The organism is Streptomyces sp. NPDC052109 (genome assembly GCF_040680195.1).
GTDB lineage: Bacteria > Actinomycetota > Actinomycetes > Streptomycetales > Streptomycetaceae > Streptomyces.
Genome location: NZ_JBFAWF010000002.1, coordinates 74,614 through 99,401, shown reverse-complemented (window position 1 = coordinate 99,401; position 24,788 = coordinate 74,614). Strand labels below are relative to the sequence as shown.

General features: G+C 70.8%; 27 protein-coding genes and 2 pseudogenes. 23 read left to right on the top strand and 6 right to left on the bottom strand.

Annotated elements, in window-relative coordinates; all coding sequences use genetic code 11:
* The first annotated feature begins 7 nt into the window (after positions 1-7).
* The 3 genes from AB0L59_RS05980 to AB0L59_RS05970 all read left to right on the top strand — a co-directional run bounded on the left by AB0L59_RS05980 (position 8) and on the right by AB0L59_RS05970 (position 2,677).
* A complete protein-coding gene (locus AB0L59_RS05980; RefSeq protein WP_365579732.1) occupies positions 8-418 on the top strand; it encodes a RidA family protein in 411 nt (136 codons plus the stop codon).
* Positions 419-531: 113 nt separating this feature from the next.
* On the top strand, positions 532-2,010 hold the full coding sequence (locus tag AB0L59_RS05975) for a gluconate:H+ symporter (protein ID WP_365579729.1): 1,479 nt from the start codon (positions 532-534) through the stop codon (positions 2,008-2,010).
* Between the two features lie 73 nt (positions 2,011-2,083).
* Positions 2,084-2,677, top strand: coding sequence for a hypothetical protein (locus tag AB0L59_RS05970; protein ID WP_365579727.1), 594 nt, complete (start codon positions 2,084-2,086; stop codon positions 2,675-2,677).
* Positions 2,678-2,685: 8 nt separating this feature from the next.
* Here the strand turns inward: AB0L59_RS05970 and AB0L59_RS05965 are convergent, their stop codons facing one another.
* The gene (locus AB0L59_RS05965; RefSeq protein ID WP_365579724.1) at positions 2,686-2,880 is read right to left on the bottom strand and encodes a DUF397 domain-containing protein; all 195 of its coding nucleotides are present in this window, start codon (positions 2,878-2,880) and stop codon (positions 2,686-2,688) included.
* A gap of 75 nt (positions 2,881-2,955) precedes the next feature.
* Between AB0L59_RS05965 and AB0L59_RS05960 the strand changes: the two are divergent.
* A pseudogene (locus AB0L59_RS05960) lies at positions 2,956-3,303 on the top strand (hypothetical protein); the annotation flags it as partial.
* Positions 3,304-3,456: 153 nt separating this feature from the next.
* Here AB0L59_RS05960 and AB0L59_RS05955 read toward each other — a convergent pair.
* Positions 3,457-4,042 (bottom strand): annotated as a pseudogene (locus AB0L59_RS05955) (hypothetical protein).
* Between the two features lie 76 nt (positions 4,043-4,118).
* Entirely contained in the window at positions 4,119-5,843 is a 1,725-nt protein-coding gene (locus AB0L59_RS05950) for a glycoside hydrolase family 18 protein (RefSeq protein ID WP_365579722.1), read from the bottom strand.
* Between the two features lie 355 nt (positions 5,844-6,198).
* Here AB0L59_RS05950 and AB0L59_RS05945 point away from each other — a divergent pair, with 355 nt between their 5' ends.
* From AB0L59_RS05945 to AB0L59_RS05880, 14 genes are all read left to right on the top strand, one after another.
* Positions 6,199-7,032 carry a hypothetical protein gene (locus tag AB0L59_RS05945; protein ID WP_365580933.1) on the top strand — a complete coding sequence of 278 codons (834 nt, stop codon included), beginning with the start codon at positions 6,199-6,201 and terminating at the stop codon, positions 7,030-7,032.
* A gap of 58 nt (positions 7,033-7,090) precedes the next feature.
* Positions 7,091-7,798: a Flp pilus assembly protein CpaB gene (gene cpaB, locus AB0L59_RS05940; RefSeq protein WP_365579719.1), complete on the top strand. Its 708-nt coding sequence runs from the start codon at positions 7,091-7,093 to the stop codon at positions 7,796-7,798.
* 12 nt (positions 7,799-7,810) lie between these two features.
* Positions 7,811-9,043, top strand: a complete 1,233-nt coding sequence (locus AB0L59_RS05935) for a P-loop NTPase (RefSeq protein WP_365579717.1) — start codon at positions 7,811-7,813, stop codon at positions 9,041-9,043.
* Positions 9,044-9,050: 7 nt separating this feature from the next.
* Positions 9,051-9,431 carry a TadE family protein gene (locus tag AB0L59_RS05930; protein WP_365579714.1) on the top strand — a complete coding sequence of 127 codons (381 nt, stop codon included), beginning with the start codon at positions 9,051-9,053 and terminating at the stop codon, positions 9,429-9,431.
* Position 9,432: 1 nt separating this feature from the next.
* Positions 9,433-9,789 carry a TadE/TadG family type IV pilus assembly protein gene (locus AB0L59_RS05925; RefSeq protein ID WP_365579711.1) on the top strand — a complete coding sequence of 119 codons (357 nt, stop codon included), beginning with the start codon at positions 9,433-9,435 and terminating at the stop codon, positions 9,787-9,789.
* A complete protein-coding gene (locus tag AB0L59_RS05920; RefSeq protein WP_365579709.1) occupies positions 9,786-11,123 on the top strand; it encodes a CpaF family protein in 1,338 nt (445 codons plus the stop codon). Before AB0L59_RS05925 ends, AB0L59_RS05920 begins: the two co-directional genes overlap by 4 nt.
* Before the next feature lie 7 nt (positions 11,124-11,130).
* Positions 11,131-12,075, top strand: coding sequence for a type II secretion system F family protein (locus AB0L59_RS05915; protein ID WP_365579706.1), 945 nt, complete (start codon positions 11,131-11,133; stop codon positions 12,073-12,075).
* A gap of 16 nt (positions 12,076-12,091) precedes the next feature.
* Positions 12,092-12,979 (top strand): DUF5936 domain-containing protein, encoded by an 888-nt coding sequence (locus AB0L59_RS05910; protein WP_365579703.1) that lies wholly within the window; start codon positions 12,092-12,094, stop codon positions 12,977-12,979.
* 226 nt (positions 12,980-13,205) lie between these two features.
* Positions 13,206-14,429, top strand: a complete 1,224-nt coding sequence (locus AB0L59_RS05905) for a histidine kinase (protein WP_365580931.1) — start codon at positions 13,206-13,208, stop codon at positions 14,427-14,429.
* Between the two features lie 11 nt (positions 14,430-14,440).
* On the top strand, positions 14,441-15,193 hold the full coding sequence (locus AB0L59_RS05900) for a response regulator transcription factor (RefSeq protein WP_365579700.1): 753 nt from the start codon (positions 14,441-14,443) through the stop codon (positions 15,191-15,193).
* A gap of 125 nt (positions 15,194-15,318) precedes the next feature.
* Entirely contained in the window at positions 15,319-15,516 is a 198-nt protein-coding gene (locus AB0L59_RS05895) for a hypothetical protein (RefSeq protein ID WP_351239101.1), read from the top strand.
* A 50-nt stretch (positions 15,517-15,566) separates the two neighbouring features.
* Positions 15,567-16,124, top strand: a complete 558-nt coding sequence (locus AB0L59_RS05890; protein ID WP_365579697.1) for a pilus assembly protein TadG-related protein — start codon at positions 15,567-15,569, stop codon at positions 16,122-16,124.
* A gap of 16 nt (positions 16,125-16,140) precedes the next feature.
* A complete protein-coding gene (locus AB0L59_RS05885; RefSeq protein WP_365579696.1) occupies positions 16,141-16,722 on the top strand; it encodes a hypothetical protein in 582 nt (193 codons plus the stop codon).
* Positions 16,723-16,729: 7 nt separating this feature from the next.
* Positions 16,730-17,344 carry an OmpA family protein gene (locus tag AB0L59_RS05880; protein ID WP_365579694.1) on the top strand — a complete coding sequence of 205 codons (615 nt, stop codon included), beginning with the start codon at positions 16,730-16,732 and terminating at the stop codon, positions 17,342-17,344.
* A 20-nt stretch (positions 17,345-17,364) separates the two neighbouring features.
* On the opposite strand, the gene AB0L59_RS05875 is transcribed toward AB0L59_RS05880, so the two are convergent.
* Both AB0L59_RS05875 and AB0L59_RS05870 read right to left on the bottom strand, forming a co-directional pair.
* Complete coding sequence (locus AB0L59_RS05875) at positions 17,365-17,916, bottom strand: DinB family protein (protein ID WP_365579691.1); 552 nt, start codon at positions 17,914-17,916, stop codon at positions 17,365-17,367.
* A gap of 236 nt (positions 17,917-18,152) precedes the next feature.
* Positions 18,153-18,554, bottom strand: a complete 402-nt coding sequence (locus AB0L59_RS05870) for a DUF192 domain-containing protein (protein WP_365579688.1) — start codon at positions 18,552-18,554, stop codon at positions 18,153-18,155.
* A 66-nt stretch (positions 18,555-18,620) separates the two neighbouring features.
* Here AB0L59_RS05870 and AB0L59_RS05865 point away from each other — a divergent pair, with 66 nt between their 5' ends.
* Positions 18,621-19,529: an LLM class flavin-dependent oxidoreductase gene (locus tag AB0L59_RS05865; protein WP_365579686.1), complete on the top strand. Its 909-nt coding sequence runs from the start codon at positions 18,621-18,623 to the stop codon at positions 19,527-19,529.
* 47 nt (positions 19,530-19,576) lie between these two features.
* Positions 19,577-20,062: a GNAT family protein gene (locus AB0L59_RS05860; protein WP_365579683.1), complete on the top strand. Its 486-nt coding sequence runs from the start codon at positions 19,577-19,579 to the stop codon at positions 20,060-20,062.
* Positions 20,063-20,192: 130 nt separating this feature from the next.
* Here the strand turns inward: AB0L59_RS05860 and AB0L59_RS05855 are convergent, their stop codons facing one another.
* Positions 20,193-20,702, bottom strand: a complete 510-nt coding sequence (locus AB0L59_RS05855; RefSeq protein WP_365579681.1) for a DinB family protein — start codon at positions 20,700-20,702, stop codon at positions 20,193-20,195.
* Between the two features lie 51 nt (positions 20,703-20,753).
* Here AB0L59_RS05855 and AB0L59_RS05850 point away from each other — a divergent pair, with 51 nt between their 5' ends.
* The 3 genes from AB0L59_RS05850 to AB0L59_RS05840 all read left to right on the top strand — a co-directional run bounded on the left by AB0L59_RS05850 (position 20,754) and on the right by AB0L59_RS05840 (position 24,739).
* Positions 20,754-21,539, top strand: coding sequence for a methyltransferase domain-containing protein (locus AB0L59_RS05850; protein WP_365579678.1), 786 nt, complete (start codon positions 20,754-20,756; stop codon positions 21,537-21,539).
* 754 nt (positions 21,540-22,293) lie between these two features.
* On the top strand, positions 22,294-23,067 hold the full coding sequence (locus AB0L59_RS05845) for an isoprenyl transferase (protein WP_365579676.1): 774 nt from the start codon (positions 22,294-22,296) through the stop codon (positions 23,065-23,067).
* A gap of 346 nt (positions 23,068-23,413) precedes the next feature.
* The gene (locus AB0L59_RS05840; RefSeq protein WP_365579674.1) at positions 23,414-24,739 is read left to right on the top strand and encodes a PhoH family protein; all 1,326 of its coding nucleotides are present in this window, start codon (positions 23,414-23,416) and stop codon (positions 24,737-24,739) included.
* Positions 24,740-24,788: the final 49 nt, after the last annotated feature.

The following is a 24,788-nucleotide window of genomic DNA, read 5'->3' as shown; positions in this document are numbered from 1 at the left end:
GACCCCTATGACCGAGAAGATCGCCCTCACCCCCAGGACCCACACCACCCCGCCGGCGAAGTTCTCGCACGGCGTGAAGAAGGGCAACATCCTCCAGGTCGCCGGCCAGGTCGGCTTCCTGCCCGCCGAGGAGGGCAAACCGCCCACGCCGGCCGGTCCCACCCTGCGCGAGCAGACCCTGCAGACTCTCGCCAACGTCAGGGCGATCCTCGAAGAGGGCGGCGCGAGCTGGGACGACGTGATGATGATCCGCGTCTATCTGACGGACGTGGACCACTTCGCCGAGATGAACGAGATCTACAACGCCTACTTCGAGGAGCAGGGCCTCACCCAGCCGCCCGCCGCCCGGACCACGGTCTACGTCGGTCTCCCGGCCGGCCTCCTCATCGAGATCGACGCGCTCGCCGTCCTGAGCTGACGTCCCCTCACCTCCCGCACCGCCCCCACGGCGCGGCGGCTCCCACTCCCGGGCCGCCGTGCCGCGATCCCCCCTGCCCGAAAGCACCATGTACTTACCCAGAGGACCCCCGTATGCCCACCCCCTCCCTGGCCGCGACCGCGCCGGCCACCCCACCCCACACCGGCGGCCTGCTCCTCCTCCTCGACGGCACCCCCGGCCTCCTCACGGTCGCCGCCCTCGGCATCGCCCTGCTGCTCTTCCTGATCATCAGGGTCCGGCTGCAGCCCTTCGTGGCCCTCCTCGCCGTCTCCATAGCCGTCGGCCTGCTGGCCGGTCTCTCCGTCACCGAACTCTTCGGCACCGTCCAGCGCTCCGACGCCGTCTCCACCATCGAGTCCGGCATGGGCGGCATCCTCGGCCACGTCGCCATCATCATCGGCCTCGGCACGATGCTCGGCGCGATCCTGGAGGTCAGCGGCGGTGCGGAGGTACTGGCGGCCCGCCTGCTGGGCCTGTTCGGCCAGGAGCGCGCGCCCCTCGCGATGGGCCTGACCGGTCTGATCTTCGGCATCCCGGTCTTCTTCGACGTCGGCATCTTCGTCCTGGCCCCGCTCGTCTACGCGGCGGCGAAGCGCGGCGGCAAGTCGATCCTCCTGTACTGCCTCCCGCTCCTGGCCGGCCTGTCCATGACCCACGCCTTCCTGCCTCCGCACCCCGGCCCCGTGGCCGCCGCGGGCCTGCTGCACGTCCAGCTCGGCTGGGTCATCCTGATGGGCGTCGTCTGTGGCATCCCGGCCGTACTGGCCGCCTGGGCGTTCTCCGCCTGGATCGGGAAGCGGATCTTCGTCGCCGTACCGCAGGACATGGTCGAGGCGGCGGAGGAGGCGAAGCGGGCGGTCGTGGCCGAACAGCGCGCCCAGGGAGTGGAGCCCCAGGAGCGCCCGGTCCCGCTCGTCACGGTCCTGGCCATCATCGGCACACCGCTGGTCCTCATCCTCGCGGCCACCTTCTCCTCGATCGCCCTCGACCCGTCCCCGGCCCGCTCGGTCCTGGAGTTCTTCGGCAGCCCGTTCGTCGCCCTCACCCTCGCCCTGCTGCTGGCCTACTACCTGCTCGGCATCCGCCGCGGCTGGTCCCGCAAGTCCCTGGAGGCGGTGTCGACTTCCTCGCTCAAGCCCGTCGGCAACATCCTGCTGGTGGTCGGCGCGGGCGGGGTCTTCGGCGCCGTACTGAAGGCGAGCGGCGTGGCCCAGGCCCTGTCGGACACCTTCCACGGCGTGGGACTGCCGGTGATCGTCCTGTCGTACCTGATCTCTCTGGTGCTGCGGGTGGCCCAGGGCTCCGCGACGGTGGCGATCGTGACGACGGCGGGCATCGTGGCCCCGCTGCTGACCGAGGGCCACCACTCCCAGGCCTTCGTGGCCCTGGTCATCATGGCCATCTCGGCCGGCTCCATCTTCGCCTCGCACGTCAACGACGGCGGCTTCTGGATGGTCGCCAAGTACTTCGGCATCAGCGAACGGGACACGCTGAAGACGTGGACGGTCCTGGAATCGGTGCTGTCGGTCGCCGGGTTCGCGGTGGCGGCGGCGGTGAGCGTGTTCGTGTGAACGTGACCTGAGTGAAACAGGGGATGAGCGGGCTGACTGGTTCCGGCACAGGGAAGTCGTCCATACTGCCGCCGTGGAGCAGCGCATAGGAGCGAGCAGCAAGCCGTCCGAGGCCGAGCCGTTGAAGGCCGAGCCCGTGACGGGCGCCGGTTTCGACCCGGCGTTCATCCCCGGCATCGCGGTCCCGGCGCCGGCGAAGCCGGACGAGCCGGCGGACGCGGAACCGGAGGCGGCGCAGTCGTCGACGGCGCCGGAGCCGGCGGACGCCGTCCCGGAATCCGCGGAGGCCGAGGAAGAAGAGGCCGGGGGCCCGGTCTTCGAGGCCGCCGACCGCCGCGCGAAGATCGTGGCCGACCGCAAGGGCGTCCGCCTCCGCCTGGACGAGGAGTCCTGCGAGTTCCGCTGGGACGAGATCGCCGCGGTCGAGACGGAGACCCCCCGCTTCGGCAAGCGCTACACGATCACCGTGCACACCCCGGACCGCCGCTGGTACCCGATCGAGATCGAGGCGGCGGCCAGGGCCCGCTTCCAGGAGTGGGACGAGCAGCTGGACGCGGTGCTGGACGCGTACTTCGAGGACGAGCGCGCCGGAGCCGAGCCCGGCGAGGACGAGGCCAACGGTCACGAGGCCGCAGGGTCGGAGTCCACAGGGGAGAAGTCCGCATAGGTTGTCGTTCACAACCTACCGGAGCTCTTCAGGGCTTCGATGAAGGGGGCGAAGGCGGTCGCCGGGAAGGCGAGGGTGGCTCTGGCCGGGGTCTTCGAGTCGCGGACGGCTGTGTGGGTGTGACGGTTGGCTGCTTCCACGCAGGCGTTGCCCTCGCCGCCGCCTGAGTGGGACGACTTCCGCCATATGGAGGGGGTGGTCATGGTGCGCCTCACCGCTCCTTGCCCGCGTACACCATGGCGCTGTCGGCGCCGGCGAACGAGTCCAGTTCGAAGGGAGTACTGGAATCCCTGGCCGCCGCCCTGCGGACCATCGACCCCGACAGTGCCGCAGTGTTCGTGCCGTTCGTCGACTCCTGCCTGGCCGACCCCCAGGCGAAGCGGATGTGAAGGGATTTGATGACGGCGATCCAGTACTTCTGGCGACACCCGCTGGCCGAACAGGTACGCGAGGAAGGCCGCGAGTGGCGGAAGTTGCCCGTGCCCGATTCCGTCCGTGAGCGGATCCAGGCTTGCACGGACCTGGACCAGTTGGAGGTCTGGGCCAAGCGAGCCGCGCCCTCTCCAGACCGTCCCGGGCCTGTGCATCTCTGCTATGGCCGAGAGAACCGCTTCTCGCGCCCATGACGTGCGGGCAGTGCGAAGGATCAGTCTGTTGATGTGTGCTCAAGCCAGCGGCTGTGAACCTCGAACGCCTTAGCGCTCGGACCCACGCCCAGGGGCGCCAGCGGCCCTATCGGGGCGGTCATCACCTCGTGCCCCGCGTTCTTCAGGCTCTGCTCACTGCTCTGCAGGGCCTTGCCGAAGGACTTCTCGCTGTAGGCGGGGCGGCAGGCGTCGGCGGTGCTGTGCGCCCAGTGGCCCCAGCTCATCTTCTCGACGTCCGCCTCGGAACAGCACCCCCTCACCCTCGCTGCCCACCTCCAGGGCCACCCCGCACGGCCCCCACAGCGGGTACCCCCGCGTCCAGCAACCGCGCACCCAGCCACCGCTGGTACGGCCACTCGCGCTCGCCCTCACCCCGCGCCGGCGCGAAACGAGCCGGCGCCGACTCGTTCGAGAAGGCGTAGATCCAGCGGATGCCGCCGTAGTCGGCCGCCAGCGGCGCGTCGTCGTCCGCGTCCGTCGGCACCAGCACCGGCGTACGACGGAACTCGCCCAGCAGCACGGCGCACGCGCGGCGCCTGCGTGCGGCGGCGTCCGAGGCGTCGGTCAAGGGTGCCGCATGCTCGGGCAAAGAGGTGCCCTCGGCTTCGTCCGGCCCGGTCGTCTCCCCCTGGTCCGCGTCGGTTGCGTCCACGTAGTCATGCAGCTTCGACCTCGGAATTCGCTCAGTCGAGCCGGTTCCGCCCCCGTATTCGGTCATGTGTCGGAGTCGCACGACGACGACGCCCGGGCCGGCGCAGGCCCGGGCGTCGTCACCTCATCAGGTGGGTGTCAGGTCACGGCAGCGCGTGCACATGCGCCCCCACCGCGTTGGACCACGCGTTCCCCGCCGACGCGTCCCAGTTCGTCGACCAGGTCATCGCACCCCGCAGGTCCGGGTAGGTCCTGGAGGGCTTGAAGGAGCCGCAGTTGGTGCCGGCCGTCAGGCAGTCCAGGGCGTTGTCGACCACCGTGGGGGACACGTAACCGCTGCCCGCCGCGCTCGTGGAGGCCGGGAGACCGAGTCCGACCTGGGACGGGGCGAGGCCGCCCTGGAGCTGGATGCAGGCGAGGGCGGTGAGGAAGTCGACCGAGCCCTGGCTGTAGACCTTGCCGTCGCAGCCCAGCATGGAACCGCTGTTGTAGTACTGCATGTTGACGACCGTGAGGATGTCCTTCACGTTCAACGCGGTCTGGAAGTAGGAGTTGGACGTCGACTGCATGTCGATCGTCTGCGGGGCCATCGTGATGATCAGGGACGAGCCCGCCTTGGCCGAGAGGGACCGCAGCGCCTGCGTCATGTACGTGGCGTTGAGGCCGTTCTCCAGGTCGATGTCGACGCCGTCGAAGCCGTACGTCTGCATCAGCGAGTAGACCGAGTTGGCGAAGTTCGTCGCCGAGGCCGAGTCGCTGATCGACACCGTGCCGTTCTGGCCGCCGATCGAGATGACGACCTTCTTCCCGGCCGCCTGCTTCGCCTTGATGTCCGCCTTGAACTGGTCCACCGTGTAGCCGCCGAGGCCGGAGGAGTCCAGGTTGAAGGTCACCGCTCCCGGCGTCGAGGTGGCGTCGGCGAAGGCCACCGCGATGATGTCGTACGACGACGGGACGTCGGACAGCTTCTGGACCGTCGCGCCGTTGTTGAAGTTCTGCCAGTAGCCGGTCACCGCGTGCTTGGGCAGGGAGCCACCGCCGCCGCCACTGCTGCCGCCGGATGCCGTCGTGCCCGTCACCGACGCCGACTTCGCCGACTCGCCCGCCGCGTTCGTCGCCGTCACCTGGAAGGTGTACGACGTGGACGCCGACAGCCCCGTCACGGTCGCCGACGTGCCCGCCACGGAGGTCACCTTCGTGCCGTTCTCGTACACGTTGTAGCCCGTCGCGCCCGACACGGTCGACCAGGACAGGGAGACGGACGAGGACGTCGTGCCGGAGACGGCCAGGCCGGACGGCGTGGCCGGGACCGTGGGGGCCGGGTCGCCGCCTCCGCCGCCGTCGGGGCCGTAGACCGAGACGTCGTCGGCGTAGTAGGCCGCCTGGCCGTACCAGCCGTGCGTGTAGACCGTGACGGACGTCGTCGACGCGCCGGTGGTGAAGGTGGTCGACAGCTGCTTCCAGGACGAGGTGTCGGGGGTCCACGTCGAGACGTCCGTCGTGCCCGTGCCCGTCACGCCCAGGTAGGAGTAGCCGCCCTGGACCCACGCGCTGAGCGTGTACGTCGAGTTGGGCTTGACCGCGACCGTCTGGGTGCACTGGGCGTTGTCCTGGCCGGCCGGGGTCGCCTTCAGGGCCGCGGTTCCGCCGTGCACCGGGGAGGAGACGGTCGTGCCGCTGCCCGCCGTGCACGTCCAGTTGGCGAGGCCCGACTCGAAGCCCGCGTTCTTGACGTTGTTGACGTCCGCCGCGGAGGCGGGGCCGGCGGCGGCGGTGAGGCCCGCGACGGAGAGGGCCAGGGCCGTGGCCGCGGACCACAGGGTGATTCGCCGTCCGCGCGGTCTGGGTATGCCTGGTGCATGGTCCACTGGGGCCTCCGGTGGGGAAGTGGAGTTCGGAGAGGGAGCCTTGGCGGGGAGGGGGAGAAGCGGTGGCCACCGTCGGCCTACAAGTTGGTCCAGACCAATCCGGGTGTCAAGAGGTCCAGACCAAATGTGTTTCCGGTTCACGGCTCAACCTGTCCGGATTTGGCGGGACTTGTGCCGGGCGAGTTCCACGCGAGCTTCACAAACGCTGTTCTCCGGTCATTCGGCCATGGATACAGTGCTCACGTAGTCACGCAGTGAAGTCGTCCTGGCGCACGGGAGTGACCTTCGTGGGCCGGCGGGTGTGAAGAGCGGGGAGCTGCGCGTGCCAACTGCCATTGCCGTGACCAGTGCCGACATGGCACTGCCGGCACAGGACGAACGGACCGTACCGGCCGTCGTGCTGAGCGGCCTCGACCAGCGGCCGCTGGAGCACGCGCTCACCGAACTGCACGCGCTCACCGACCAGTACGGATACGTGATCGTCGTCTGCTCGACCGCCACGCCCGAGCCCGTCGTGCGCCGGCTCCACACCCTGCGCTCCCTGCTGGAGAGCGACCGCATCGCCCTCTTCCGGCCGCCCGAGCTGCCCCCGCTGGGCATCGCCGTGCTCGCCCGGCAGCTGCGCCAGCTCGCCTCCTGCGATCTGAGCCCCGGCGTGCTCGCCTCCGCCGGGCGGCTGCTCACCCACTACATCCACGCCGGGGCCGTGCTCGGCTCCGTCGCCAGGCTGGACCGGGTGCCGGTCTCGCTGAAGGCGCACGCCAAGTCCTGGGTGCCCGGCAGCCAGTTCGCCGTGCTCGCGCACCCCGAGCCGCAGCTCGTGCGCACGGGGCCGGGCGTCACCCTCAAGGGGCCCGAGTTCAACACCTGGATGCTCGTCGCGAAAGGACAGCAGGCCCAGGGGGAGTGGGTCGCCGGGCTCGCGGGGCAGTGGAGCGTGCACGGGCTGCGCGAGGTCCCGCTGCCCGCCGAGTCCGCGGAGTGGTGGGGAACCGGCCGGACGACCGAGTTCTGCAGCTATCTCGCCGACCTGTCCGTTCTGTATCAACTCGTCACCTCGGTGCGGCAGTCCAGCTGCCACTGGTGCGGACTCGACGTCATCGGCGACCGCTGCGTCTTCTGCTCCGCCGCCCCGCCCGCCCCCGAACCCGCCGCGCCCCGCGCCCTGGAACAGCGCACGCCCGCCTGACCGGCCCCACCCGTCCGCATCCCGCTCGACCGATTCCCCCAATGAGGTTGCACGGTTCATGAACTCCCGTCAGCGCCGCGGCGTGATACTCCTGATCCTCTCGGTCCTGTGCGCTCTCGGCGCGTTCGCCGGCGTGCTCTCCGTCGTCCACGACGTCGATTCCAAGGTCGGCCCCGAGGTCACCGCCTACCAGGTCCGGTCCGACGTGAAGCCGTACACCGCGCTGAGCGGCAGCCAGTTCGAACAGGTCAAGATGCCCAAGCGGTGGCTGTCCGGCAACGCCGTCACCGACCTCCGGCAGATCCAGGGCAAGATCGCGGTGACCACCCTGCGCGCCGGCTCCCTGCTCCAGACCGACATGATCGTCGACCAGCCCGCCCTGCAGCCCGGACAGCAGGAGGTCGCCATCATGATCGACGCGGCGACCGGTGTGGCGGGGAAGATCACCCCGGGATCGCACGTCAACGTGTACGCCACCTTCGCCGGAAAGAAGGAGGGCGACCCGGACCAGTCGAAGATCATCGTCACCGACGCCCGGGTCCTCGACGTCGGCCAGATCACCGCCCTCGACCCGGACCAGAGCAAGAGTCAGCAGCAGCCCGGCGAGGCCGTCCCCATCACCTTCGCGCTGTCCACCCTCGACGCCCAGCGCATCACCTACGCCGAGTCCTTCGCCCAGCGCGTCCGGCTCGCGCTGGTCGCACCCGGCAGTGAGACCAGCGTCCCGGACAAGGACCGCACCTACGAACTCGCGACGGACAAGTGAGAGGCGGCCCGCATGCCCACCAGGATCCTCCCGGCCGGCGCGGACCCCGACGCGGTCCGCTCCCTCGTCACCCTGCTCAGCCAGCTCCCCGACGCCGAGCCACAGCCGCCCGTCGGCGACTCCACCCAGCTGGTCGACACCCTCGCGCGCCTGGCCGCGGAGTCCGTGGACGAACTGCCGGAAGTGGTCGTCGTCCATGAGCGGATCGGTCCCGTGCCCGCCCTGGAGCTGATCCGCGAGGTCGCCCTGCGCTTCCCCGCGGTCGGCGTCATCCTCGTCACCACCGACGCGAGCCCGGGCCTGTTCTCCGCCGCCATGGACTCCGGCGCCCGCGGCCTGGTCGCGCTCCCGCTGTCGTACGAGGAACTCGCCAGCCGCGTCCAGGCGGTCGCCCAGTGGTCGACGGGGGTGCGGCGGCATCTCGGCCATGGCGCGGACGTGTTCGGCGGAGCCGGCGGTACGGTCGTCACGGTCAGCGGCGCCAAGGGGGGCGTGGGCACGACACTGGCGGCCGTTCAGCTCGCCCTCGCCGCGCAGGCCTCCGGCCGCCCCGCCGCCCTGGTCGACCTCGACCTGCAGACCGGCGACATCGCCTCCTACCTGGACATCCAGTTCCGGCGGTCCGTCGTCGACCTCGCCGCCATCTCCGACATCTCGCCCCGTGTCCTCGCCGACGCCGTCTTCCGCCACGACACCGGCCTCGCCCTGCTCCTCGCCCCCGCGGAGGGCGAACGCGGCGAGGAGGTGACCGACCGTGCCGCCCGCCAGATCGTCGGCGCGCTGCGCTCCCGCTACGAGGTGGTCGTCGTCGACTGCGGTGCCCAGCTGAGCGGTGCGGGCGCCGCCGTGGTCGAGATGGCCGACATCGCGCTCCTCGTCACCACTCCGGACGTCGTCGCCGTACGCGGCGCCAAGCGGACGGTACGGATGTGGGACCGGCTGCAGATCCGCAAGGCCGAGGAGACGACGGTGGTCGTCAACCGGCACACGCGCACCACGGAGATCCAGCCCGCCCTCGTGCAGCGCATCACCGGCACGGCACTCGCGCGTACCGCCGTTCCCGCCAATTTCAAGGAACTTCAGGCCGTCGTGGACGCCGGGCGAGTCCATGAGCTCGACAACAAGAGCACCGTGAAGCAGGCGCTGTGGGCGCTCGCGGGAGAGCTGGGGCTGGTGAAGGCGCCCGAGGGGACGCACCGCGGGAGCGGGCGCGGCCCGGGCGGATTCCGGCGGCGGAAGGAGTGAGCGCTCCATGAGAAGGCCGGGTGGAGACCGGGGGCAGGTCAGCATCGAGTTCCTCGGCATGACGCCGCTGATCGTCCTGACTCTGGTGCTGGTGTGGCAGGCCGTGCTCGTGGGGTACGCCTTCACGCTCGCCGGGAATGCTGCGGACGAGGGGGTGCGGGCGGGGACGGCGGCGCCGCGGGGGGAGCGGTCCGGGGTGTGCCGGCAGGCGGCGCTGAAGGATCTGCCGGGGGCGTGGCGAGGGGGTGCCGAGGTGAGCGGGTGCGACCAGACCGGCTATGTGACCGCGGACGTGAGGCTCAGGGTTCCCGTCCTCTTCCCCGGCCTGATCGACTTCCCGGCCCACGTGACCGGCCACGCCGGCGCCGTCGAGGAGGTGAAGCGCTGAGATGCCGTACCGACGCGGACGGCGGGACGCGGGCCAAGTCGCCATCGAGTACCTCGGGTTCCTGCCGATCCTTCTGATCGTCGGGCTGGCCGGCATCCAGATCGGTGCCGTCGCCTATGCCGCCGAGCAGGCCAGTACGGCGGCCAGGGCGGGGGCGCGTGCCGCGTCCCTGCAGCAGTCGTACGGCCAGGCCTGCGCGGACGCGGTGAGCGGCGGGATGACGGTGAACTGTTCCGCAGCCGAGGGAGGCGACGTCGTGACCGTCACCGCCACCGTCCACATCCCCAAGATCGTGTGGGACTTCGGCAATGCCACCAAGTCCGCCACCATGCCGCTCGACCACAGCGAGGAGCCATGAGTCTGCGGGCACGCATCAGCACTCCGGAGGAGCACGGCAGCCGGGGCGAGGACGGGCACCTGGTCGCCTCCTACCGGGCCAAGCTGCTGGAGGAGATCGACCTCGCCGAGATGAGTTCGCTGGCGGCGGCCGAACGCCGGGCGCGCCTCGAGCGGGTGCTCGGGCACATCATCAGCCGCGAGGGCCCGGTGCTGTCGACCGTGGAGCGCTCGCAGCTGATCCGGCGGGTGGTGGACGAGGCGCTGGGCCTCGGCATCCTGGAGCCGCTGCTGGAGGACGCGTCGATCACCGAGATCATGGTGAACGGCCCCGACGCGATCTTCGTCGAGCGGGGCGGACGCGTGGAGCAGCTGCCGTTGCGGTTCGTCAGCGCGGACCAGCTGATGCAGACCATCGAGCGGATCGTCTCCACGGTGAACCGCAGGGTCGACGAGTCCAACCCGATGGTGGACGCCCGCCTGCCCTCCGGCGAGCGCGTCAACGTCATCATCCCGCCGCTGTCGCTGACCGGCCCCATCCTCACCATCCGCCGCTTCCCGCGCTCCTTCACGCTCCAGGAGCTGATCTCCTTCGGCTCGCTCGACGAGCACATGGTGTATCTGCTCGCAGGGCTGGTGCAGGCGAAGTTCAACATCATCGTCTCCGGCGCCACGGGCACCGGGAAGACCACCCTTCTCAACGCGCTCTCCGGGCTGATCCCCTCCCACGAGCGGATCATCACCATCGAGGACTCCGCCGAACTCCAGCTCCAGCAGACCCATGTGGTCCGCCTGGAGTCGCGGCCGCCGAACGTGGAGGGCAAGGGCCAGGTCACCATCCGCGACCTGGTCCGCAACTCCCTCCGCATGCGCCCGGACCGGATCGTGGTCGGTGAGGTCCGCGGCGGCGAGTCCCTCGACATGCTCCAGGCGATGTCCACGGGCCACGACGGTTCGCTCGCCACCGTGCACGCGAACAGCGCCGAGGACGCGCTGACCCGGCTCCAGACCCTCGCCTCCATGTCCGACGTGGAGGTCCCCTTCGTCGCCCTGCACGACCAGATCAACAGCGCCGTCGACGTCCTCGTCCAGCTCACCCGGTTCGCCGACGGCGCCCGCCGGATCACCGAGATCGCGCTCCTCGACAGCCACGGCGGGGAGCCGTACCGGCTCGCGACCGTGGCCCGGTTCGACGCCCAGCCCATGACCCCCGACGGCCGCGTCTACGGCACCTTCCGGTACTTCCCGCTGCCGCGCCGTACCGCCGACCGCCTCTACATGGCGAGCCAGCCCGTCCCCCAGGCCTTCGGAGTCGCCCGCTCCGCGGACCAGCTCGCCACCCGAGAAGCCAGGTAGGCCACCCATGCGACTCCACACCCTCGTCCAGCTCACCACCGGCGTGACGCTGCTGACCTGCGTCCTGGCGGTGGCCGGCGTGCACGCCTACGCCTCGGGCCGGGCCCAGCGGGCCACCCTCGTGGACCGCCTCACCCACACCGGCCAGGCGCCGGCGACCGGCCGCAGGCGCCGCTTCCGCGACCTCGACCGGCGGCTGCGCCGCACCCGCCTCGGCCGCTGGCTGGAACTGCGCCTCGCGGCGACGGGCCTGGACGTCACGCCGGGCGAGTTCTTCGTCTACCTGCTCGCCACCGTCGCCGCGCTGTGGCTGATCGGCCAGGCCACCCTGGCCCCCTTCTTCGGCCCGCTGGCCGGCCTGCTCGGCATCTGGGCGGCGGTCCAGTTCCTCAACTGGCAGCGCCAGAAACGCATCGAGCGGTTCATCAACCAACTCCCCGAACTGGCCCGCATCCTGGCCAACGCCACCCAGGCCGGCCTCGCCCTGCGCACCGCGATCGGCATGGCGGCGGAGGAGCTGGAGGCCCCGGCGGGTCAGGAACTGGCCAAGGTCGCCGACCAGCTGGCGATCGGCCACTCGCTGGACGACGCGCTGGGGGAGCTGGCCGACCGTCTCCACTCCCGTGAACTGGTCGTCCTGGTCACCACCTTGGTGCTGTCCAACCGGGCGGGCGGCCAGGTGGTGAGCGCCCTGCGCAACCTGACCGAGACACTGGAGGAACGCAAGGAGACCCGGCGTGAGATCCGCACCCAGCTCTCCCAGGTGACCATGACGTCGTACGCCGTCCCCGTCCTCGGCGTCGGCGCGCTCTTCCTCATGAACGCGGTCAAGGACGGGGCGCTGGCCCGCATGACCGGCTCCCCGGTCGGCCAGGCCTGCGTGCTCATCGCGTTCGCGATGTACGCCGTCGGTTTCGTCCTGATCCGGCGTCTGAGCCGGATCGACGTGTGAGGGGGCGACGACCACGATGGCATTCCTGCTCGCACTGCTGACGGGCCTCGCCGTCTGGGGCGCCTTCACCGGCGTCCGCATGTACCGCGCGGACGCCAAGCTCCCCGGCGACCTCGCCCTCGCCCTGGAGGTCGGCGCCACCCGCACCGGCGCGGTCGGCTCGGTCATCGACCGGATGGGCATGCGCTACGCCCCCGCCGTGCTGCGCCTGATGGGCCCGCGCCTGGTCGCCAAGTACCGCCGCAAGATCGACTTCGCCGGCAACCCCGGCGGCCTGACCATCGACCGCTACGCGGCCCGCCGGGCGGTCTACGGCGCGCTGGGCGCGGTCGGCTTCCTGGTCTTCCTCCTCCGCGGCCAGTGGTTCGTGGCCGTGCTGCTGCTGCTCTTCGGCGCGTTCTGGACGGAGGTCGGCATCTGGTCGGCGATCCGGGTCCGCAAGGACGTCATCGAGCGCACGCTGCCGGACTTCCTGGACGTGCTGGCGGTGGTGGTCAGCGCGGGGCTCGGCTTCCGCCAGGCCCTGGACCGCGTCGCCACGCGCTACGAGGGCCCCTGGGCCGACGAACTGCGCATCACCCTGCGCCAGATGGACCTCGGCATGAGCCGCCGCCAGGCCTTCGCCGAGCTTCGGCGCAGGAACGACTCCGAGCAGGTGGCGATGTTCGTGACGGCGTTGCAGCAGGGCGAGGAACTGGGCGCGCCGATCGTGGACACCCTCGTCTCCCTGGCCAGGGACATGCGCCGCACCGACGCCCAGAACGCCCGCCGCAAGGCCGCCCGCGCGGTCCCCAAGGCCACGCTGATGATCACCACGTTCATGGTCCCGGCCACCATGCTGCTGCTCGGCGCGGGCCTGCTGCTCGGCTCCGGCGTGGACTTCGGCTCGCTCACGGGGAAGTGAGGCGGAGGTGACGGTGGCGGGGCTGACGGGGCGCGGTGGCGCGGGAGGTGTGTTCTCCGGGGCCCGCGTGAGGGCGGCGCTCGGCCGGCTCGTAGGGCGGGTGCGCCGGGGGGAGGGGACGGCGGGTGCGGCGGCCGGTACGACGGTCGTCTCGCCGGGTACGGCGGACGGAGCCGGTCCCGCCGTACCGCCCCCGGAGAAGATCCAGATCCGTGCCCTGCAGGCCATGTGCCGGCAGGTCTTCGGCTTCCGCCTGGCCATGATCGCCCTGGCCGCCCCCGCCGCCCTCCTCCACGCGGCCCCCGGCCTGGGCGCCCGGCTGGTCGGCGCGGCCGTCGTCGTCACCTTCATGGTGTCCTACGTCCTCTTCCGCGACTGGGAACGCTTCGGCCCCCTCCTGCTGCGCCACCCGAGCCTCCTCGCCGCCGACACCCTCTTCGCCTCCTTGCTCCTCATCTCGGCGGGCCCGGACACCACCCTCGCCTACGTCAGCGTCTGCACCCCGCTCCTGGCCGGCCTGGTCTACAGCTGGCGCGGCGCGGCCTGTTTCGCCTCCCTCCAGGCCCTGATCCTCCTGCTGATCCACGCCACCCTGAAGGCGGACCGGCACGCGCCGGTGGCCGAGGCGCTCCTCCTCCCCGGCCTGTGCGTCATCGCCGGTGCCATGGGCTCGACCCTGCGCAACCTGATGCTCCGCTTCGGCGCCGCCACCCACGCCCTGACGACGGTCCAGGCGCGCCTCGCGGCGGCGGAGGCGGTGAGCGCCGAACGCGCCCGGCTGGCCCGCGAGATGCACGACTCCGTGGCCAAGACCCTGTACGGCGTGGCCCTGGCGGCGGACGGCCTGGCGGAGACGGCCTCGACCGCCGCGCCCGACCCCGACCGCATCAGACAGCAGGCGGAACTGGTGTCCCGCTCGGCACGCAGGGCGGCGGCGGAGTCGAGGGAACTGCTGACGGACCTGCGCAGGGAGCCGAACGCGCCGGACGAGACGCCGATATGGCACGAACTGTCCGACCTGGCGGAGGACTTCTCGGCGCGCACGGGCATTCCGGTCACCTTTTCCTGCCCGAAGCCCGCGAACGAGCCGGGCGCCTTCCCCGCTCTGCCGGCCCCTCAGGCCCGCCATCTCCTCTCCATCACCACGGAAGCGCTGGAGAACGCCTACCGCCACGCGTCCGCGACCCGGGTGGAGGTACACGCGGCCGTCCAAGGCGACCTGCTGTGCCTGTCGATCCACGACGACGGCCGAGGCCTGCCGCCCGGCACCACGCTCGAACGCCTCCGCGACCGCGGCCACTTCGGCATGCTCGGCATGGTGGAGCGGGCCGCGCAGATGGGTGCCCGGATCCGCGTCGGCCGGGGCGGCCACGAACGGGGCACGGAGGTGCGCGTGGAACTCCCCCTGTCGTCCCTGAACAGTTCCGGCCCCGCAGCCGGGGAAGCGTGAGAGGAGGCACCATGCAGCACCGTGACCCATGGCCCGAGGCGCCCTCGCGGGCCCCTTCCCCCTTGCGCCTGCTGGTCGCCGACGACAACCCCGTGGTCCGCGCCGGCCTGACGGCCCTGCTCTCCGGCCGCGAGGACACCACGGTGGTGGCGGAGGCGGCGGACGGCCGCGAGGCGTACGAGGCGGCGCTGCGGCACCGTCCGGACGTCATTCTCCTCGACGTCCGCATGCCCGGAGTCGACGGAATCTCGGCGTTGCCGCACCTGGTACGACTGGCGCCGGTCATGATGCTGACCTACAGCCACGAGACGGAGACCGTGCGGGAGGCGTTGCGGCTGGGGGCGGGGGGATATCTGGTCTACGGCGAGTTCACGACGGAGCAGTTGGTGAGGGCGGTGCGGGATGTCCGGGAGGGGCGGCCGCATGTCACGCCCGGTGCGGCGAAGGCGTTGCTGACGGCGCTACGGGCAAATGCACCTGCACACGCGGAACCTCAAGGACCGCTTAATTTACGGGAAACCGCCCACCAAGCTCTTTCGCAATTGCAATCCCCTGTGGGACAGTCGTTCCGTGCGCGTTTCCGGCTGAGCACGAGGGAGGCGGAGATCATGGACCTCATCGCGTCCGGCATGACCAACCAGCAGATCGCCGCCGCGTGCTTCATCTCCGAGAAGACGGTCAAGAACCACATCAACCGCATCTTCGCCAAGCTCCACACCGCCACGAGGTCACAGGCGGCCGCGAAGTGGCTGGGGGTGGCCTGAGGTGGGTGCGAGGGGGAGTGGCCGGCGAGGGGAATGGGTCCGGGGTTGGGCCCTGGGGCCCTGGGGCGGCGCGCGTGCCGGGTCGTACGGTGCCGGGATCGGAGGCGAACCCGGAGGGGACCACCATGAGCAACTGGTTCAACACCACCGTCGCGTATCTGCAGGCCCGCGTCGCTCGCAGCGACAAGGGGCAGACGGCGGTGGAGTACCTGGGCATCATCGCGGTGGTCGTGGCGATCGTGTTGGCGATCACGGGGACGAGCATCGGTCAGACGATCTTCGATGCGATCAGGAACAAGATCAGCGAGGTCACCGGCGGCTGATTCCTTCCCACCGCGACGCAGGGCAGGCCTTCCCCATCTACATCACGGTGGTGGCAGGCCTGCTCTTTCTTGCTCTCGCGTACCTTGTGGTCGGTCAGGCCGCCGTGAACCGCAGCGGAGCGCAGACGGCCGCCGACTCGGCAGCACTCGCGGCGGCCCAGAGCGAGCGTGACCAACTCACGGCGCAGTGGGTCAAGGTGCTTGCCGATCCTACGAAGTGGCGGGACATCTTCGACGGCAAGGCGGCCTTCGACATCGATCCGTGCCTGCGTGCCCGCCAACTTGCCGATCAGAACGACGCTGTGCTGAGCGGCTGCTCTCCGCCCGCGTTGCTGAAGTACAAGGCCGACGTGCAGACCAACAAGTCGGTCGGACGATCTGTCGTGCCCGGCTCGGAAAACTACAAATCCACGGCTTCCGCCATCGCCGAGATCAAACCCCTCTGTAACTACGATGCCCCTGACCAGCGTGCGGACAGTGCCTCGCTACCCGAACTCACCTGCAGGGACAAGACCTGGCATCTGAAGCCGGATCAGACGACGGGGCTCCCGCAGCCTCAAGACCTCTTCGATGTCCACCTGACCGACTCAACAGCGAACGATCAATGACGAAAGAAGCGGAGCGATGAGCATTCGGTTCACTGCGAGGGCCCGCAGGGGGATGGTCGCATTGACCGTTGCGGCTGGTCTGGCCGTCGGTGTGGCCGGTTGCGGGGGAAGCGGTGGCGACGACAAGAAGCCGGACCGTTCGGCGTCCACTTCCAAGACGACTGGTTCCGACCCCAGCGCCCAGCAGGGGCAGTCAGATCAGCCCTTGGCCGAATTGAAGGGCACGGATGGCCTGCTTCTCCAGGTCACCTCCGCGCAACGTGACTCTGGTGGCTTCGTCACGGTGAACGGCACCTTGAAGAACGACGGCGCCAAGGATCTGCTCATCCCCTCCGCCCTCAGCGGCAACGAAACCGAGATCACCAAGAACGGCCCATCCCTGGGCGGAGCAACGCTCGTCGACTCCAAGGGCAAGAAGCGTTACTACGTACTGCGCGACACCGAGGGCCGCCCGCTCACCACAACCGGCCTCGGCACGCTCAAGGGAGGTCAGTCACTGCCGGTCTTCATGCAGTTCCCCTCCCCGCCCACGGACACCACCACGGTGACCCTCCAGCTGCCGACCTTCTCCTCCGCCACCCTCAAGATCTCCGGGTGAGGCCCAAGTGACCCCCACCCGCCTCACCCTCACCGTCGCCGCCGTCGCCCTGCTCCTCACCGCCACCCCCGCCCACGCCGACGACACCGACCCCAGTCAGCCGCCCGTCACCGAACCCTCCGCCACGGCCCCCGTCAAGATCGACCCCACCGACCCCGACCTCAAGCTCCCCGAAGGCGCCACCCTCGCCGCGCCCAAGGTGCTGGACATCAAGTCGGTCGTCGAGGATCAGAGCGGGGACGAGCGGCGGGAGGACACCAACGCCGACGTCACCTTCGCGCTCCAGGCCGAAGTCCTCTTCGGCAAGGACAGCGCCAAGCTCGGTGACGAGGCCAAGAGCCGGATCGCCGCCATCGCCGAGGAGATCAAGAAGCAGAACGCGACCCAGGTCCGCGTCTTCGGCTTCACCGACAACCTGGGCTCCTCCGCCCACGGCGACATCCTGTCCAGGCAACGCGCCAACGCCGTACAGGCAGTCCTGGACCAGGACCTGAACGACCCGGACATCACCTTCGAGGTCCGCGGCTACGGCGAGCAGTACCCGATCGCCGACAACTCCACCGAGGAGGGCCGCAGGAAGAACCGGCGGGTGGAGGTGTCCTTCCCCCGCACCCAGGACTGAGCCCCGTACCGCCGTCGGCGTCACACCCCGACCGCGCCGTCGATGCGTTCGCGGATCAGGTCGGCGTGGCCGTTGTGACGGGCGTACTCCTCGATCATGTGGAGGAGCACCCAGCGCAGGGACACCGTGCCCCGCCAGGCGTCGTGGCCCTCGACGCCGAGATGCGGAGCCTCGGCGACGAACGCGTCCGCGAAGGCGACTTCGGCGTGCCAGGCCGCCCAGGACGCCGCGACGACCCCGGGGTCGGGGTCGGCGCCGTCGAAGTCGCCCTCGGGTACGTCCGTGGAGGAGAAACGCAGCTCGACGTCGTGCCCGGCGAGCACGGCCCGGAACCAGCGGCGTTCCACGTCGGCGAGGTGCCGGACGAGGCCGAGCAGGGAGAGCGAGGACGGGGACACGGACCGCTGGGCCAACTCCGGCCCGAGTCCGGAGCACTTCAGCTTCAGGGTGGCGCGCTGGGCGTCCAGCATCGCCACCAGCATGCTCCGCTCGTCGCCGGTCGCGGGTCCGCTGAACCGGTGCTCGGCGCCGGTGCCGGTGAACAGTTCGATCCGTCGGTCGGGAATCCTCATGCCCTCAGCATGGCTTCCGGTGGCGGTGCCGGAACATGCTCTGGGATACGGGGACTTGAGTCGCACCTCCGGACCGCCGGCCTTCCGGATCCCGGCAGGCGCTCCCGTCCCGCTGTCCGGCGGGACCACGAGGGACCCGGCCTCGCTGCCTGCCCTCCCGAACGGCGTCCCGGCACCCCGGCGCCCTCTCCCTCGCACCGCTGCCGCGATGCCGGGGCCCGCCATTGACGACGTCCTCAGCCCGAGCCGCCCGTGCCACCCTCGCCCTCGACCTCGATACGCACCCGTACCCCCGCCCGCAGACCCCACCCCGCCATCGTCCCTGCCGCCGCCTCCAGCACATGCCGTGCCCGCGGCCGGGGCAGGCCCAGGCGGCCCGGGGCCATCGTCCGGACGGCACGGACGGTCAGGTGCCGGTCCAGGTAGGCGACGTCGATCGGGATCCGCATCCCGAACGTGTGCACCCCGCTCGCCGGTGACAGCAGCATCGCCCCGTCGACCGCGTCCCGGCCCAGCAGTCCCTTCGTCCGGGCCCGGTAGGAGGCCGCGATCTCCAGGGGAAGGACCACCGGATCGGGCCCGCCCTCCGCGCTCGGCACGATCAGCCGTCCGGTTCCGTCCCGCCAGCGTCTGCCCATGTGCCCTCGTGCCCTCCCGCCTCGGTGGCGCGCCTCGCCGCCAACTCTCCCCCTGCGCAAAACCAGTTGTCACCCCGCTTCCTCCCCACTAGGAAGAGGCTCATGACTGGACTCGGTGTCGTCTTCCGCCCTCAGCTTCCGCCCGAGCGCCTGCGGGCGGTCGCCCGTCTCGCGGACGACGTGGGGCTCGAGGAACTGTGGCTGTGGGAGGACTGTTTCCGGGAGGGCGGCATCTCGACCGCCGCCGCGGCGCTCGCGTGGACCGAGCGGGTGCGCGTCGGGGTCGGACTGCTGCCCGTGCCCCTCAGGAACGTGGCCCTGACCGCCATGGAGGCCGCGTCCCTGGACCGGATGTTCCCCGGCCGCGCGGCCCTCGCCGTCGGGCACGGCGTGCAGGACTGGATGGGCCAGGTCGGAGCCCGCGCCGCCTCCCCGCTCACCCTCCTCGGCGAGCACCTCGACGCCCTGCGCGCCCTGTTGCGCGGCGAACGGCTCACCGTGCGGGGACGGTACGTCTCCCTGGACGACGTCGCCCTCGACTGGCCGCCGCAGGGAGCGGTGCCCGTGTTCGCCGGCGCCACCGGGCCCCGTACGCTCCGCCTCTCCGGCGCCGGGGCCGACGGTACGGTCCTCACCGCCGCCACCTCCCCGGACGGGGTGCGGCAGGCCCGGCAGCTCATCGAGGAGGGGCAGAAGGAGGCGGGGCGCGGTGAACATCACCGGGTCGTCGTCTATCTGCTCGCCGCCACGGGGCCGAACGCCGACGCCCGGCTGCGGGCCGAACTCGTCGCCGAAGGGCTGGAGGCGGCCACGGACGTGGGGGTGGCGGGCGGCGCGGACGCCGTCGCGGCGGCCGTGCGGCGGCTGGCCGAGGCCGGCGCCGACACCGTCGTGCTGCAGCCGACCGGGGACGAGCCCGACCCGGAGGGTTTCGTGCGGTTCGCCGCCGAGGAAGTCCGCCCGCTGTTGCCGTAACCGCAGGTGGTGAGGCGTTGTCAGTGGTGGCTGCCACACTGCCCCGCATGACCGGAGAGCGCGGTGAGCACGGCGAAGTGACCCTGCGGGGTGTCGCGGACGACGACCTGTACGTCTTCCTCGGCCAAGAGCACGACCCGGAGGCCGTCCGTCGGTCGAGATTCACACCCCGGCCGCGGGACGCCTTCCTGCGGCACTGGCGGGAGCGGGTGCTGGGCGATCCCGACGTTCTGGTGCGGACGGTCACGGTGGGCGGCGAGGTCGCCGGGAACGTGGTGTCCTGGACGGAGGGCGAGCGGCGGTTCGTCGGGTACTGGCTCGGACGGCCGTACTGGGGCCGGGGCGTCGGCACCCGCGCGCTCGGCCTCTTCCTGGAGCTGGACCGCGTACGGCCGCTGTACGCGGATCCCTTCCACGGCAACACCGCCTCCGTCCGTCTGCTGGAGAGACACGGCTTCGAGCGGGCCGGCACCGTCCGGCACGGGGACGACGAGCACATCCTCCTCGTCCTCGGCGAGCCCGAGGGGCCCTGATGACGCTCCTTCCCACGTCCGGGCGCCCGCCCTTCGAGCCGGACCGGGAAGCGCTGCGCGCCGGCAACCCGGCCTGCCGCACAGCGGGCGTCCACCGCTGCGGCGTACGCCCTGGCCGCTCCGTTCCTGGTCAGCCCGTGCCGGTGACGGGCGGGTGGTCCCCGGTGGCGCCGTCGATCAGCTCCCGCAGGATGTCCATGTGGCCGGCGTGCCGCGCGGTCTCCTCGACCATGTGGACCAGGGTCCAGCGCAGGCTGACGGTGATGTCGCGCCAGGCCGGGCTGCCCTGGGCGTCCAGGGGCAGCTCGGTGATCAGGGCGTCGGCGGTGGCGCGGGCGCGGCCGTAGAAGGCGACGATCCGCTCCGTCGTCTCCCCGGGGGTGACCCGCATGTCGTCGTGCGGGTCGAACCACAGCGGCTCTGCCTCGCCGCCGAACGTCTCCACGAACCAGCCGTACTCCACGCAGGCCAGATGCTTCACCAGGCCCAGCAGGTTGGTGCCGGACGGGGTCATCGGCCGGCGCAGCTGCTCGTCGTCGAGGCCGTCCAGCTTCCAGAGCACGGCGTCCCGGTGCCGGTCCAGGCTCGCGTGCAGGGTCTGCTTCTCTCCGGCGGAGTAAGTCGTCACAGGGGTCGTCATGCCGGCGGAAATTAGCAGGCCGCGCGGACAGCGTCCTGCCATCATCGGGGCATGTCCGTGACGCGTTCCTTCGAAGACCTCGTGGCCGAGGGCGCCGCCGTACCGACCGAGGGGTGGGACTTCTCCTGGTTCGAGGGGCGGGCGAGCGAGGAACGGCCCTCGTGGGGGTACGCCGTGTCGGCGGGGGAGCTGCTGGCCGGGGCCGAGGCCGTGCTCGACATCCAGACCGGCGGCGGTGAGGTGCTGGACTTCGCGCTGGGCAGGGCCGAGCCGGCCCGGCCGGTGCTGGCCGCCGCCACGGAGGGCTGGCCGCCGAACGCGGCCAAGGCCGGCGCGCTGCTGCGGCCGCGCGGCGTGGTGGTGGTCACCGCCCCGGACGACGCGCCGCTGCCGTTCGCCGAGGAGACGTTCGACCTGGTGCTCAGCAGGCATCCGGTGCGTCCGTACTGGGACGAGATCGCCCGGGTGCTGCGGCCCGGCGGCACGTACTTCGCCCAGCACGTCGGTCCGGCCAGCGTCTTCGAGCTGGTCGAGTACTTCCTCGGGCCGCTGCCCCGGGAGGTGCGCTCCGCCCGGGACCCCGAGCGGGAGCGGGCAGCCGCCGAAGCGGCGGGCCTTGAGGTGGCCGGGCTGCGGGCGGAGCGGCTGAGGATGGAGTTCCACGACATCGCCGCCGTCGTCCACTTCCTGCGCAAGGTGGTGTGGATGGTCCCGGGCTTCACGGTGGAGGCGTACGAGTCCCAACTCCACGCGTTGCACGAGCGGATCGAGAAGGAGGGGCCGTTCGTCGCGCACAGCGCCCGGCATCTCTTCGACGTCCGGAAGCCGGCGCGCTGACCAGTCCGGGCGGCGCGGGGCGAAGGTGACGGAAATCGACCGAAAACAGTCGCTGTTCACCCACGGTTTTCCCGAGGTTTCCACATCGTTATCGTCTCCGGTTCACATTCGCCCCAGCGGTCACGTAAGTTCAGACCAAGGTAATTCGCGCCAGCAAAGCTGTGCGGGTGGCACCGCGCAGTGGAGGGGGCTGCGCGGTGCTGTGGAACCGGCCGATTCCCGCGCGCTGCCGTAGCGGAACCGTCAAGTCACCGTTCACCCGCCGGGTAGCCCGTCGGGGGGACTCCCGGACAGCGCGGCGACATGACACCAAATGGCGTAAAGCGACCGGATCCCTCCGAAACGCTTCGCATCTAACCGGTTTTCCCTGGGATTCCGCTGTGAACCGGCCATGCGGCCCCCCTGAATCCGGCGTTCCGCGCCCACCGGGGCGTTGCCGGGCGATTCCGGAGAGTAGTTGTCTCGCGCCGATGCACCCACCATCCCTTACGAAGGGTTATGGTGGAAACCCCCCCTCGGGCCGGTCCGTCTCCCCCCCACGGACCGGCCCGTTTTTCGTGTCCGCCGCCGACGAGCCGTCCGGGGGCCCCGGGAACCCCGCGGCGCCCGGCGCGCGTCCCATCGAGGGGCGGACCCGCACGCGACGGCGAGACCACAAGCCCCCGAACCCCGAACCAGAACCAAGCCCCCAGCGGGGGTAGGCTCAACGGCTCCGCCACCTACCCACCCCCGCGCCACCCCACCGGAGGGCCACGTGAACCTGCGCGACAGCCTGCGCAGCCTGCTCGTCAGGCTCTACGCACGCCGGGTGGAGGGCCACCTGGACCACGCTCAGGTGCCCAAGCACATCGGCGTCATCATGGACGGCAACCGCCGCTGGGCGAAGGCGTCCGGTTCCACCACCGTCCACGGGCACCGGGCCGGTGCAGACAAGATCGAGGAGTTCCTCGGCTGGTGCACCGAGACCGACGTCGAGGTCGTCACCCTGTGGCTGCTGTCCACGGACAACTTCGACCGGCCGCAGGAGGAGCTCGTCCCGCTGCTCGGCATCATCGAGGACGTCGTCCGCACGCTCGCCGCCGACGGCCGCTGGCGCGTCCACCACGTCGGCACGATGGACTTGCTGCCGGCCGGGCTGCAGCACATCCTGAAGGAGGCCCAGGAGGCCACCGCCCACGTCGACGGCATAGTGGTCAACGTGGCCATCGGCTACGGCGGCCGGCAGGAGATCGCCGACGCCGTGCGCTCGATGCTGCTCGACGCCCACGACAAGGGTGTGACGCTGGAGGGCCTCGCCGAGTCCGTCGACACCGACATGATCGGCCGTCACCTCTACACCGGCGACCAGCCCGACCCGGACCTCGTCATCCGCACCAGCGGTGAGCAGCGGCTGTCCGGATTCATGCTGTGGCAGACCGCGCACTCCGAGTACTACTTCTGCGAGGTCTTCTGGCCGGCCTTCCGCAAGGTGGACTTCCTGCGCGCCCTGCGCGACTACGCGGCACGTCACCGCCGTTACGGCGGCTGACCCACGCCGAACGCCCCGTCGGCCGCGCGGCCGACGGGGCGTTGCGCATACCCCGGTTCGGGCAGATGTAACGAGGAGTTCACCGGCATGCCGATGGCCGCTTTTGCATGGCGGTGCATGTTCGAGGGCATAAGCCAAACAGGTCGACACCCGAACCACGGGTGTCGGATCTCAGCGGGCGGCTCGGGGCCGTCCGCCCGGGAGGCCCTTTGCACCAGCCCGATCGTGCGGTCACAGCGCGGACGAAGAGGCGGAGGGCCGGTTCTCGGCCCGCGCAGGGCGGCCGTCGACCGGTCCAGCTCGTTCTCGTCGCTCCCCGACCTCATCCGAGGGGGTACGTCCTTCCGTGGTGACCAGCACAAAGCGCCACAAGCCCGACCGGCGCACCTATGTTCTCGACACCAGCGTCCTGCTGGCCGACCCGAACGCCCTGACCCGCTTCGACGAGCACGAGGTGGTGCTCCCCATCGTGGTGGTCACGGAGCTGGAGGCCAAGCGGCACCATCCGGAACTCGGTTACTTCGCCCGCCAGGCCCTGCGCCTGCTCGACGACTACCGGGTCCGGCACGGCCGTCTCGACGCCCCCATTCCGATCGGGGACCTCGGTGGCACGGTCCGTGTCGAGCTCAACCACTCGGACCCCAGCGTGCTGCCCACCGGCTACCGCCTGGGGGACAACGACTCCCGCATCCTCGCGGTGGCCCGCAACCTGCAGGCCGAGGGGTACGACGTCACCGTCGTGTCGAAGGACCTGCCCTTGCGGATCAAGGCGTCCTCGGTCGGTCTGCTCGCCGAGGAGTACCGCGCCGAACTCGCCATCACGGAGAACTCCGGCTGGACCGGAATGTCCGAACTGACGCTCTCCGGCGAACAGGTGGACATCCTCTTCGAGGAAGGCCACGTGTACGTCCCCGAGGTCTCCGAGTTCCCCGTGCACACCGGCCTGACCATCCAGTCCGAGCGCGGCAAGGCACTCGGCCGGGTCACCGCCGAGGGCAACGTCCGTCTGGTACGCGGCGACCGGGAGGCCTTCGGTATCAAGGGCCGCAGCGCCGAGCAGCGCATCGCGCTCGACCTGCTGCTCGACCCGGACGTCGGGATCGTCTCGATGGGCGGCCGGGCCGGCACCGGCAAGTCGGCGCTGGCGCTGTGCGCGGGTCTGGAGGCGGTGCTGGAGCGCCGCCAGCACCAGAAGGTGATGGTCTTCCGGCCGCTGTACGCGGTCGGCGGGCAGGAGCTCGGCTATCTGCCGGGCACCGAGGCGGAGAAGATGAGCCCCTGGGCACAGGCTGTCTTCGACACGCTCTCGGCGGTCACCAGCCGCGAGGTCATCGAGGAGGTCACCGCGCGCGGGATGCTGGAGGTGCTGCCGCTCACCCACATCCGCGGCCGCTCGCTGCACGACGCGTTCGTGATCGTGGACGAGGCGCAGTCGCTGGAACGGAATGTCCTGCTGACTGTTCTGTCCCGAATCGGCGCCAATTCACGGGTCGTTCTGACCCATGATGTGGCGCAAAGGGACAATCTGCGCGTCGGCCGCTATGACGGTGTGGTCGCCGTCGTGGAGAAGCTGAAGGGGCATCCCCTTTTCGCGCACGTCACCCTGACCCGGTCCGAGCGGTCCCAGATTGCGGCGCTTGTGACCGAAATGCTGGAGGACGGCCACATCTGACCCTGCCTGTACGGCAGTTGGCGCCGTCCGGCAAAGGCCATGAGCCTAG